This window comes from Congzhengia minquanensis (genome assembly GCF_014384785.1).
Taxonomy (GTDB): domain Bacteria; phylum Bacillota; class Clostridia; order UBA1381; family UBA9506; genus Congzhengia; species Congzhengia minquanensis.
This window is the reverse complement of the sequence record NZ_JACRSU010000001.1, coordinates 502311-513821: the sequence shown is the minus strand read 5'-3', so window position 1 is coordinate 513821 and position 11511 is coordinate 502311. Positions and strand designations below refer to the sequence as shown.

At 46.1% G+C, this 11511-nt stretch carries 11 protein-coding genes, 1 other RNA gene, 2 pseudogenes and 1 other annotated feature; of the genes and pseudogenes, 5 read left to right on the top strand and 9 right to left on the bottom strand.

Annotated elements, in window-relative coordinates; translation table 11 throughout:
- Positions 1-28 precede the first annotated feature (28 nt).
- Both H8698_RS02415 and H8698_RS02410 read right to left on the bottom strand, forming a co-directional pair.
- Positions 29-898, bottom strand: coding sequence for an EamA family transporter (locus H8698_RS02415; RefSeq protein ID WP_249311022.1), 870 nt, complete (start codon positions 896-898; stop codon positions 29-31).
- Positions 895-2268: a family 20 glycosylhydrolase gene (locus tag H8698_RS02410; protein WP_249311021.1), complete on the bottom strand. Its 1374-nt coding sequence runs from the start codon at positions 2266-2268 to the stop codon at positions 895-897. Before H8698_RS02410 ends, H8698_RS02415 begins: the two co-directional genes overlap by 4 nt.
- Positions 2269-2412: 144 nt before the next feature.
- Between H8698_RS02410 and H8698_RS02405 the strand changes: the two genes are divergently transcribed.
- Positions 2413-3171, top strand: coding sequence for an AraC family transcriptional regulator (locus H8698_RS02405; protein ID WP_249311020.1), 759 nt, complete (start codon positions 2413-2415; stop codon positions 3169-3171).
- Positions 3172-3207: 36 nt separating this feature from the next.
- Here the strand turns inward: H8698_RS02405 and H8698_RS02400 are convergent.
- Positions 3208-4044 (bottom strand): annotated as a pseudogene (locus tag H8698_RS02400) (diguanylate cyclase domain-containing protein).
- A 74-nt stretch (positions 4045-4118) separates the two neighbouring features.
- Between H8698_RS02400 and H8698_RS13475 the strand changes: the two are divergent.
- Positions 4119-4187: pseudogene (locus H8698_RS13475) on the top strand (hypothetical protein); the annotation flags it as partial.
- 520 nt (positions 4188-4707) lie between these two features.
- On the opposite strand, the gene ssrA reads toward H8698_RS13475, so the two are convergent.
- Positions 4708-5054: a transfer-messenger RNA gene (gene ssrA, locus H8698_RS02395) on the bottom strand.
- Positions 5055-5190: 136 nt separating this feature from the next.
- Entirely contained in the window at positions 5191-6321 is a 1131-nt protein-coding gene (locus H8698_RS02390) for an aminotransferase class V-fold PLP-dependent enzyme (protein ID WP_249311019.1), read from the bottom strand.
- Positions 6322-6436: 115 nt separating this feature from the next.
- On the opposite strand from H8698_RS02390, the gene H8698_RS02385 reads away from it, so the two are divergent.
- Genes H8698_RS02385 through H8698_RS02375 form a run of 3 tightly spaced genes read left to right on the top strand, consistent with a single transcriptional unit; the run spans position 6437 to position 7363 of the window.
- Complete coding sequence (locus H8698_RS02385) at positions 6437-6679, top strand: hypothetical protein (protein WP_249311018.1); 243 nt, start codon at positions 6437-6439, stop codon at positions 6677-6679.
- Positions 6680-6700: 21 nt separating this feature from the next.
- The gene (locus H8698_RS02380) at positions 6701-7069 is read left to right on the top strand and encodes a hypothetical protein (RefSeq protein ID WP_249311017.1); all 369 of its coding nucleotides are present in this window, start codon (positions 6701-6703) and stop codon (positions 7067-7069) included.
- A 12-nt stretch (positions 7070-7081) separates the two neighbouring features.
- Positions 7082-7363 carry a hypothetical protein gene (locus H8698_RS02375; protein WP_177680327.1) on the top strand — a complete coding sequence of 94 codons (282 nt, stop codon included), beginning with the start codon at positions 7082-7084 and terminating at the stop codon, positions 7361-7363.
- Between the two features lie 15 nt (positions 7364-7378).
- Here H8698_RS02375 and H8698_RS02370 read toward each other — a convergent pair whose 3' ends face one another.
- The 4 genes from H8698_RS02370 to H8698_RS02355 all read right to left on the bottom strand — a co-directional run bounded on the left by H8698_RS02370 (position 7379) and on the right by H8698_RS02355 (position 11115).
- Entirely contained in the window at positions 7379-8236 is an 858-nt protein-coding gene (locus H8698_RS02370) for a site-2 protease family protein (protein ID WP_249311016.1), read from the bottom strand.
- Positions 8237-8239: 3 nt separating this feature from the next.
- Entirely contained in the window at positions 8240-8896 is a 657-nt protein-coding gene (locus tag H8698_RS02365; RefSeq protein ID WP_249311015.1) for a M23 family metallopeptidase, read from the bottom strand.
- A 130-nt stretch (positions 8897-9026) separates the two neighbouring features.
- The gene (locus tag H8698_RS02360) at positions 9027-9377 is read right to left on the bottom strand and encodes a DUF6514 family protein (protein ID WP_249311014.1); all 351 of its coding nucleotides are present in this window, start codon (positions 9375-9377) and stop codon (positions 9027-9029) included.
- Between the two features lie 190 nt (positions 9378-9567).
- Positions 9568-11115 carry a sodium:solute symporter family protein gene (locus H8698_RS02355; RefSeq protein WP_249311013.1) on the bottom strand — a complete coding sequence of 516 codons (1548 nt, stop codon included), beginning with the start codon at positions 11113-11115 and terminating at the stop codon, positions 9568-9570.
- A gap of 77 nt (positions 11116-11192) precedes the next feature.
- Positions 11193-11462: a binding site (T-box leader), on the bottom strand.
- Positions 11463-11511 lie beyond the last annotated feature (49 nt).

Here is an 11511-nt window from a genome sequence, read left to right as displayed (position 1 = left end):
TCAACAAAATTTGGAAAATTATGCAGCTTCAGAGTTTTAAACAGACAACAGCGGCAAAACCTGCTAAAAGAGCAGCCAATTGACGTTTTTCAAGCCGTTCCCGAAAAAGCAGGATGCCTGCGGCGCTTGTTGAAACAATGGTGCCGGCAGAAATTAAGGGAAACAGGGCGCTGGCGTCGGAGCGAGCTGCAAGGGCCAGCGTTAAAAAATTGACGCCTGCATTTGCAAAGCCTGATAAAATTCCGAATTTGTGAATTCCCTTTTTCGTTTTGAGCAATGAAACTGTTTTCCTGCGGGATACAACGAAGGCTGCCGCAAAAATGAGCGTGGCAAACAGCATGGAATTGCACATGAATTCGCTTAAATACAGACCAGGATATTTAGTTTGATGCTGTTTTTGCAAACAGGAGCACAGACCATTTGAAACCAGTGTCAGCAATGTAAATTTTGCCCATTTTTTTGACACCGGAACAGTGTTATGCTCTCTTTTACCATTTGTCAAAAGTATGGCGGCCAGCAAAAACACAAATCCGGTGCTTTTAAAAAATGTTATGGGTTCGTGTAAGAACAGAATGCCATAAGCGCAGGGGATTATGAGTGAAAATGAAACAATCAGGCTGGTAAGCGAAACTGGCCCCAGCTTAAGTGCCTGATAGCCGGCATACATGGAAATACACAGCGATACGGCAAAGAAAAAGGCAAATATAGCGGTTTCGGCGTGAAACCACCTGCTGGGCGTACTCGTTACGGCAACAACTGCTGCAAACGGCAAAAAGGCAAAAAGCGCCTTTTCCATATTAAAATAAATTGGATTGTTTGTGCTGTGGCTGCAGGCCTTTGCAAGCAACGATTGAGCACAGGCACACAGGATAATGCCGAAAAAGCATATCATGTTCATAGCGTTATCTCGCTAATTTGATGTTTTGCCCAGCCTGCGGTTTCATAATCTCCGTCTGCAAAATAAACCTTCCTTATCAAAGCGGCGGTTTCAGCGGCATAATCGCGGCCGGCAAAGTTCACTTTTCCCGTTAAACAGCCCTGTGCGCAGACCAAAAGAGAAAACATGCGGGCGCTTAAGGTGTGCCATGTGGTGAGCATAACGCCGCTGTTATTTATCTGCTGTGCCGTTTCAACGCATGCGCCAATGTTTTTGAAATCATACCAGGGACAAAGGAGCGTGTCGAACCCAAAGGAAGAAAGATATTCTGCCGTGAGCACAGGGGAGCGTGTCACATCATACTGCCAGTCTGCAATCACCAGCCGCTTGTCAAGAGATGTCAGCAAGGATTCAGCCGCTTTGCTGTTTCGGCAGTTGCAGGTGTATCCCTCCTGCACGCCTGCCGCCTTGGAATTCAGCAGCATGTCGCCCCACATAATAGGGCGGCGCCCCTCGCCGGCGATTTCTGCCGCCGTTTCATTTAAAAAGCGCGTTAAAAGGGAAATATCAGCATTTTCGCCGCCGTAGCGGTAGGCCTCGTCACAGCCAATGTGAAAATAGCTTCCGCCGCAAAGCTCGTAAAGCTCCCGCCGGATTTTCTGAAAAAGCCCTCTTACTTCCGGCTTTGTAATGTTCCAGGTCCAGCCGTCTTCGTCAAATCGTCCCTGTAATCTGGGATTTTGGTCTAAGACTACGTGCTTGCCGTGAATACCGCGGCTGGCGGCGGCGTGGCCCAAGTGGTTGAACATGGGAATGATTTCAAGCCCCATGTCGTTTGCTTCCTTGATGATTGGTTTGATTTGTTCTTTCGTAAGGGCCTGCGGCCAGGAAAGCTCTTTCAAACAGTCGAAATGCAGTGTACCCCAAAATTCCAATACCAGGTGGGTATAGTTTAACACACCGCACAGCCGGACAAATTTGGTTATAAAGGGAAGCGTGGTTTCGGGAAATACACAAAGGTGCACCATACGTTTTTTTACCGCCGGCTTACCGTAAATTTCCCCGCACGGAATGAAAAATTGCTCGCTTCCGCGCTCTAAGCAAATAGGCTGAATTTGCCGAAGCAGCGCCATGTAGCCATTTAAAAGACCGCGCCTGTCTTCTGCGGCAATGCAAAAACCGTCTGTTGTCACCGAAATGGAAAAGTCGCAGTTTTCTAAAGGCAAAGGACGCACATCACCAATTTTCATGATGAAGTTGTTCTCCGGCAAAAAATCAATGGTTCCAGCGGTACAACAAAAACCGTTCCACAGCGTTTGCAGCGTTTTGCAGCAGCAGCTTTGGTTCAATGTTGCAGTTACCTTTGGTCCGAAAATAAATAAATTCTGCATGATCATCACTCCTTTTCAGGCAGTATATCATTGCATAAATAAAAATGGAACTGAAAAAACAAAACAAAAGGTGGATTTTTCAGGCTTGAATAACTTGAAAAAATGTGGTAACATAGTTATAAATGAAAAAAAGGTGGGAAAAACATGCTCTTTTTAGCTGATGACATCAACATTCAGCTTTTATCGGTCAGCCGTTTTCACTGGGACAGCGGCACCTATGAGGTGGCCCCAAGGCCCTTTTGTGCGCTGGCCTGCCGTATTCGCGGCAACGGCTGTTTTACAAACGGGGACAAAATGGTCCGAGCATCGGTGGGAGATGTAATTTTTATGCCGCAGAATTTTGCCTATCGGGCAGTTTACACCCCAGGCGAAATTTTGGCGGTGCACTTTTTATCAGATGACGCCGGTTGCGAAATGGAAAATTTTACCCCGGCAAATTTTCAAATGCTTTACGCGCTGTTTTTAAAGCTGCACCAAATTTGGAATACCCGCGGCGCCGGAGGCGGGTTTGAGGCAAAAGCATGTTTTTATGAGATTTTGGCGGAGCTGCAAAAGCAATCTGTGGCAAAGGAGAAACGAACTGGAAATCAAACATTTTTTCAGGCGGTTTCGTTTTTAGAAAATAATTTTAAAAATCCTGAACTGAACATTTCGTCAGTGTGTGATGCGGCAGGTATCAGCGACACAAATTTTCGCCGCAGGTTTCAGAAAACCTTTGGCAAGCGCCCAAAGGATTATCTTTTAGAGCTGCGGCTGGGCTGTGCAGAACAGCTTTTGGCTCAGCGGTGTTACACTGTTGAAGAAATTGCTAATTTTTGTGGCTTTTCAGACCCGAAATATTTTAGCAGGGTTATAAAAAAACGTTATGGCTGTCCGCCTTCAAAGCTTTTTTTGCCGCAATAGAAAAACCACACCGGCACGAAAGCCGGTGTGGTTTGCTTATGTCAAATCGTCATAAAAATAAAACTGGTTTCGGCCTAACTCCTTTGCCCGATACATCGCCTGGTCAGACTGTTCATACATCGCTTCCAAAGTGGCGCTTTTGCCGTTGCTTAAAGCAATGCCAATACTGCAGGTCACATCTACTTCGAGGTTGCCTTCTGCAATGTGAATCGGAAGGGCGTTCACAATTTATTGGGCTGTTTGTTCTACGGCCTGCCGGGAAGGAACGTCTTTTAAAAACACCAGAAATTCATCACCGCCAAGCCTGCCGTAAATTTCGCCGCCGGAAAAGAGCTTACGCAGTTTTTCTGCCGTTTCTATCAAAACCTTGTCGCCGTAATTGTGGCCCCAGTTATCGTTTACAAACTTAAAACAGTCCAAATCGATAAACAACATGGCATGGCGCCCGCTGTTTTTTTCCGCAAGACAAGCCCGGACGCTGCCTGACACGCTTTCACGGTTGGGCAGACCAGTAAGCACGTCGGCTGCCGCTTTTTTTACAAGTGCCTGCCTGCGGCGGATTTCATAGTCAATGTTCCTTAAAAATGTGGTAATTCTAAGGGTGTTGGAAATGCGGGAGTGGTAAATCCGGCTGGTGAACTGCACCCAGCAAAAGCCCTGCCCGCCAAGATGGACGTATTCATTGTGAGAAAACTCGTCTGCGCCGCGGGCAAAGCTGTCTTTTAAATGCTCTAAATCATAACGGGCTATTAGCTGTGCTTTTGCGTTAGGATGGACGTAGTTTTCTGCAAACGTTGAAACAGTTTCCGTAAAGGGGGCGCCCGTCGCTCCGTGGAGTTTTTCTACCAAGTCGGCGGCTTCAACCCGCAGCATTTTATTTTCCGTTAAATCCGCCTCAAGCACGCTGTCAAACATTCTGCGGCTACTGCGGACGCAATGTTACCGGAATTAGCGGAACAAGTAAGAGCGGCGGTAAAACCCATTATTACTATAGCTGCGCTTCCCATTCCGGCAAGTGCAAATGCGCACTGAAAAACCGCAGGCGGGCAGATTTAGAGGAGTTTGTGATAACACAGACCTTGCAACTCTTAACGCCGGAACGGATAGAGTACATTGCCAAAAAGATAGTAGCCCTTTGTGAAAAGGAACGAAATGACAAGAGCGAAATCACAGCCCTTGAAAAAGAACTGCGGAAAGTGAAGAAGGAAGCACGCAATCTGTTAGCCGCTATAAAAGCAGGAAAGGCAAAACAAATCCTGCTGGACGAACTGGAACAGTTAGAAATACAGCAGCAGGATATTGAACGGCAGATGGAAGCGGAACGGATTCGGATTCCTGCGCTGACGGTGGACAAGGTTACGTTTTTTATGGAACGCTTTATAAACGGCGACATCCATGATGCGTATTTTCATGAGAAGCTACTCAATACCTTTGTAAACAAAATAGAACTGTATAACGACAAAATAGCCATTGCCTACAATATAGGCGATGGCTATTTGCATGACAAATACAATCCTATTTGTATTTGTCCTTACTTGGTGGAGACGAGGAGAGTCGAACTCCTGTCCGAAAATACTTCCGATTCGGGCGCTCCGGGTGCAGTTTGTGATTTACATTCCCTCGCCTTAAGGTTCACAAACAAACCTTAAGGTTTAGTAGCTTCATTGGTCATGGCAGCCGCAAAGCTTAAGCTGCTCACGTTCACCGCATTCATGATGCCCTGACCCCTTGGCGCGGTTACCGCAGGCAGGACAGCCGCCTAATTAGGCAGCAAAAGCTAAATCGTTATTGTCGATTATATTTAATTTGCGGATTTTTAAGTGGCTCCGCACCACTACCCGCTCCCAAATGTTCTGCATTCCCGTCGAAACCATTGCGTCCCCAGGATGTATTACTCATTATACTACGGATATACTTTTAAGTCAACGGTTTTATTTTTACAGATTTGTAAATATTTTTCCCATTTTCATAAAATTTAAACCGGCCTGCAATCATTTGTGCAGGCCGGTTTTTTAGCAGTTAAAGCTCCTTTGAAATTTCATAAACTGCGTTTACGGCTTTGTCCACTTCACTTATGGTGTTAAAATAGCCGAAACTAAAGCGGACGCACCCCGTTTTTTCTGTGCCCAGCGTTTTGTGGGCCAAAATGGCGCAGTGGAGTCCTGCGCGCACGGCGATGTCATAGTTGTCATTTAACATCTGGGCCACCTCCACACAGTCGGCACCTTCGATATTTATGGCACAGATGGCGGTTTTGTTGCTTGATCCGTAAACTGTTACACCAGGCATCGCGCGAACGCGCTCTTCAAAATAGGAGCACAGTGCTTCCTCCTGCCGGCGGACGGTTTCCACCCCGGTGTCTAACAGAAATTTTGCGGCCTGCCCCAAACCGACAATGGCGGGAACGTTCAGCGTTCCGCTTTCTAAGCGGTCGGGCATCATTTCGGGCTGGTAAACGCTTTCAGACAGACTGCCTGTACCGCCTTCAATAATTGTTTGAAGCGTTAGCCCCTCACGCACATAAAGGCCGCCGGTGCCCATGGGTCCCATAAGTCCCTTGTGGCCGGGGAAAGCGAAAAGGTCTAATTTGGAACCGTCAATGTCAATTGCCCCGGCGCTTTGCGCAGCGTCAACCATGAACAATATGTTATGCTTGTGTGCAATTTCTGCCGCCTTGTAAATATCCATCATTGTCCCGCATACATTGGAAGAGTGCGTCATGCATATGAGCTTTGTGTTTGGGCGGATTGCTTTTTCCAGCGAATTCATGTCAATTTCACCCTTGTCGTTTGCCCGCAGCACTGTGTAGGAGATTCTTTTATGCAGCTCGCACTCCTTAACGGGGCGGAGAACCGAGTTGTGCTCCATGGAAGTGATAATCACGTGGTCGCCGTAAGACAGCACGCCTTTAATCCCCATGTTCAGCGCGTGGGTGGTGTTATATGCAAACGCGATGCGTTCCGGGTTTTCAATATGAAACAGGGCAGCCAAACGCTCTTTTGTTTCAAATAAAAGTTCATTGGCACGCACGGCTGCGTCATATCCGCCGCGGCCGGCATTAACGCCGTTTTTCACCATGGCGTCTACCACGGCCTCGTAAACCTGGCGCGGTTTTGTGAATGTGGTTGCGGCATTGTCCAGATAAATCATAATACCCCTCATTTCTTTTTGATACATTATATGAACAACAAAATTTTTTGTTCGTTGTCAATAAAACCGCATATCATTCATATAATGTAGCGATACAAAGAAAGGGGTGTTTTCATTGGCAAACAATTTAGACGGAATTTTAAAATCAATGAATAGAACGAAATTAGAGGAACTGAAGAAGAAAGCAGAAAACGGCGAGCTTGCCCAGATGCTGGATTCGGTAGATACCAACAAGGCCGAAAAGATGATTGCAGATTTAGGGCTTTCCGAAAAAACAAAAAACGTAGATTTGGGAAAATTGATGAACGAAGTGAAAAAAAATCCAGATATTTTAAAAGAACTGAAAAAACTGTTTTAACAAACTTAAGGAGGAACGATTATGGCGGAGGATAACAGCGAACTTTTAAACACGCTGATGGGGATGCTTGGCGACAATCCCGAACAGAAGATAGCGGCGGCCCTGTCGTCGCTTGGCGTTGGCGGTGAGGAAAGCGGTCAGCCCCAAAAATCCGAGCCGGAAACGTCAGCGGGTTCGCAGGGAACGGAATTAGACGCACTTTTGCAAATTGGGAACTTGCTTTCAAACGTTAATGGCGAGGACGAACGAGCAAGGCTTTTAAATGCGTTAAAGCCGTTTTTAAGCGAGGACAAAAGGCCCAAGGTAGACAACGCGGTAAAGCTTTTAAAGCTTGCCAAAATGGCCGAAGCGGCGGGGAAAACCGATTTGCTGAAAAATTTTAAACTGTAGGGGTGAATTTGCGTGGTAACCAACTATTATAATGCCAGCAACAATTTCAGCGCGCCCATCCGGCGCGAGCCAAAGCCCTTCCGTCCGCAGTACCCGGAGCGGCAGCAGGACTGGGAGCGTGAGCGGGTAAAAGAGCGGGAGAACGATGTAAAACCAGTGCCCGCAAAGAAAGGGTTTTTAGAAGAGCTGGATCAGGACACCATTTTAATTATCGGTCTTGTCATTTTGCTTTTGCTTTCCGGCTGTGAGGATAAGCTCCTTTTAATTGCGCTGGGATATCTGGTGTTATTTTAAGAAACGGCAGGCGTATTAAACTACGTCTTTCGAAAGAATTCCATAACCCTTTGCGGTGACAGAACGGATAAAATCGCTTTCTGTGACCGTTCTTAAAATGCGCATGTTGTCGTCGATGATAGAAATGATGTAAAAGGTGCTTAGGTTCAATTTCCTTAAAATGCGTTTTGCAGGCGTGTTTTGGTGCACACAAATCATTTTGGAGGGAATCAGCGAATCGCTCTTGAGTTTTTCTTTTTCATAAATCATTTCACGCATAATTAAAATATCGCTGTTTTTCTTTTCATCGGCCAGGCTGTAGAACAGAAAAGCGCCAATCATAATCAGGCTTGGATTCCCGCGGAACAAAATTAAAAGCAGCACCCCCATTACACAAATAAGCCCGATGAACACATAGGAAATCCGCCGCGTTATTTTTGCGGCCGGAATCAGTCCGGCGTGATGAATAACCGCTGCGCGAACAATTCTGCCGCCGTCTAAGGGCGGCACGGGAATGAGGTTTAAAACCAGCAGAGCGCCGTTAATCACCATAAACAAATAGAAGTTTAACGACGGGGCGTAGACGTCGAACAAACAAAACCCGAAAAGCAGCATGAGCGCATTGGATAACGGTCCTGCCAGCGCAATTGCTGCTTCTTTTTTCGGCGAGCGCATAACAGAGGAGTCAAGCCGCAGCGTCATGCCGAACGGCATAACAATGATGGAATAAACCTTAACGTTTAAACACAGCGCCGCGAGAAGGTGGCATAGCTCGTGAATGAGCACAACGCCGTAAGCAATGAAAAATGTCATTTGGCTTTTGGTGAAAAAGGCCACCGCAATTAGTGGAAGCACCAAAAGATGAATGTAAAAGAAACGGGTGATTTTAATCATCTGTTACTCCTTGAATTCAATGAATTGCGTGGGGTCTAAATAGGTGTCGCCCCGGCGAAGTTCAAAATAAAAGGTGGAGTTTTCGCCGCCGGCACGGGCAATTGCCTGCCCCTTTGTCACCTTGTCACCCACGTTGGGCAAAATTTCGTTTAGTTGTCCGTAAAGGGTGGTAATTTCTTCGCTGTGGCGAATGATGATGTAAGAGCCAAACTCGGCGTTGGTTGCAATTTCCGTCACCTCGCCGTCGTTTGCCGTAACAATGTTTTCTGTTTCTCCGCAAGAGAGGTCAAGCCCATAGTGAAAACCGCTGCCGGAGGCATCTTGAATGCCAAATCCCTTTACAATTTTGCCGGTAGACGGCGCCGCCATGCCGGAAACGGGGTTCAGCGTTTCTAATGATTCGTCTTTTTTAAAGTTTGCTTTCAATTTTTCAAATTCAGCCTTAATATCGGTGTTTTGCGTCACAATGAGCTGAACGCTGTTTTTTGCCTTTTCAAAATTTTCTCCCGGATAAAGCTTCACTAAAACACAAAACATAAGGATTAAAATGCAAATAAGCACCTGTGCGGCAAAGGTCTGCTTCAGACCGCCTTCATATTGGTCATCTAAGCCGCCATATGTGCGCCTTCGGTAAGACGGTGTTCTTTCCTGAATTTTCATGTGTTTCGCTCCTTTTAAAACAGTTTGTACTATTATATTGACAAGCTGTTTCAAATATGACAAAACCACCGCAGGCAATTGCCTGCGGTGGTCTTTTTTTAAAAATTAGTGGTGTGTGTGAACTGTGTGTCTAAATTGCCGCGACTTCATATTCTTCACATTCAAATTCATCAGTGCCGATGAACTGCTCAATGATGTCGCAAACAGAAACAGGGGTAACGGTGTTTTCAGCTAAAACGAAAGCAGCCTCGGTAGCTTCCGCTTCGGTGCAGAAAATATCAAAAATCTTCCGATACTCAACTTTCAATGTTTTCGAATTCGGGTTGCTGCGCTTTAAAACCTCAATGCCGTACGTGTTTGAACCTATTCCGTCTACAAAGGTTTCACGCTCTAACACAAAGTACTCCAGTGTAAAGCTTTGCGCCACCTCACATTCATTTACTGTTACTGTTACCTTACGTATCAATTTTTTGATACTCATTTGGGATATGCTCCTTTCGTTTTCATAAAATAATATATTGTGGATTCCTGTGGTGTAGGTACATTATATAGTATTTTATGTTACAAATCAATTACAAGTATCAAACATAAATCGACATAATTCTACAAACTCGAAACAAATCAGTAACAAATAAGAGCGAAAGCGAGGGAAAAAGAGTAGAAACGGTCGATTAGTCGTTTTCTCCCAAAGAATCTTTTGCAATGGTTGTCACTTTTCGGTTGTAGCACGCGAAGGAGTCTTCCACAAGCTGTTTGTCCGGAGATTTGGTAAACAAAGATACTGCCGGCACAATTACAAGCCCTGCAATCATGGCAAAGGCGCCGCAGTTAATGGGGGACTGAAGCCAAACGGGAAACAGCTGCTTTGCCGCCATATTCAGCACCATAATACCCGTGCCGAAAATGAAGCTGGTCCACACGGCGGCCTTTGAGGTACGCTTAACATAAAGCCCGAAGATAAACGGCGCCAAAAATGCTCCCGCAAGGGCGCCCCAGGAAATTCCCATCAGCTGGGCAATAAAGGTGATGCCGCCCTTATACTGCACAATTGCAATGATTGCTGAAATGGCGATGAACACAACAACAAATCCGCGCATTACAAAAACCTGTTTTTTGTCGCTCATTTTTTTTGCAAAACATTCTTTTACTACGTCTAACGTCAGCGTGGCGCTGGAGGTTAGTACTAAAGAAGACAAAGTGGACATGGAAGCAGACAGTACTAAAATAACAACCACACCTAAAAGAATGTTGGGCAGATAAGACATCATGGCTGGGATAATGGCGTCGTAGCCGCCGGCGGGAATTCCGTTTGCGCCAACGTTTAAAGCGTCTGTGAAAACCCGGCCGAAGCCGCCCAAGAAGTAGCAGCCCCCTGCAACAATTACGGCAAACAGCGTTGAAATAATCGCACCGTGAGAGATGGCGTGTTCGCTTTTAATGGTGTAGAATTTATGCACCATCTGCGGCAGACCCCAGGTTCCCAAAGAGGTTAAAATTACAACACACAAAAGGCCGAAGGGGTCAGGACCGAAAAAGGAAGCAAAAGAGCCGGGAAAATCACCGGGCACATTTGCTAAAGCAGTTACCGAGCCCATAAATCCGCCGTTAATTTTCAGCACAGAAAGAATAACTAAAATAATTCCGCCGATCATAATAATGCCTTGAATAAAGTCGTTAATAGCAGTTGCCATGTAACCGCCTGCAATGACGTAAATTGCAGTTAAAACCGACATTGCAATGATGCAGTAGACATAGTCGATTTGAAAGGCCATGGAAAACAGCCTGGATAAACCGTTATAAAGCGATGCTGTGTAGGGAATTAGAAAGATAAACACGATGATGGACGCGCCGATTTTTAAAGACCTGCTGCCGTAGCGCTTTCCGAAAAATTCCGGCATGGTGGAGCTTTGCAAATGCTGCGTCATCAGCCTTGTGCGACGGCCCAACACCACCCAAGCCAGGAGGGAACCCAAAAAGGCGTTTCCCAAACCAATCCATGTGGAGGCAAGACCGAATTTCCATCCGAACTGGCCGGCATATCCGATAAAAATAACTGCTGAAAAATACGAGGTTCCATAGGCAAAGGCTGTGAGCCAGGGACCCACGTTGCGCCCCCCTAAAACAAACCCGTTCACGTTGGTTGCGTGGGCGCGGCAGTAAATGCCGATTCCCACCGTTACCGCGAAAAACACGATAAGCATAACAATTTTTGATACCATGACTGTACCACCCTTTCTAAAAAAATAAATAAAATTAGAGTTTAAGGATGGGCATAAAAAAATCCCGTCCTCAAAAATATGAGGACGAGAAAGAATCTCGCGGTACCACCTCATTTTACCGGCATCTCACGAAACCGGCCTCTACGGGTAACGGCGCTAAATTTTTAAGCGCTATATACCCAGGTGCTGTAACGGGCACACCCGTCGCAGTCTACTAAGCCGAAAGGCCGTTCGGTGCGCGGCTCACAGAATGTATTCGGAAAACGCCTCCGCCGCTGCCTTGCACCACCCGGCAGCTCTCTAAAAGGCTTTGTGCGTTCCTACTTGTTTCCGGTCATTGCTTTTATTTGAGAATATTATAGCATATTCTAACTAAAACGTCAACAAAAATTTTAC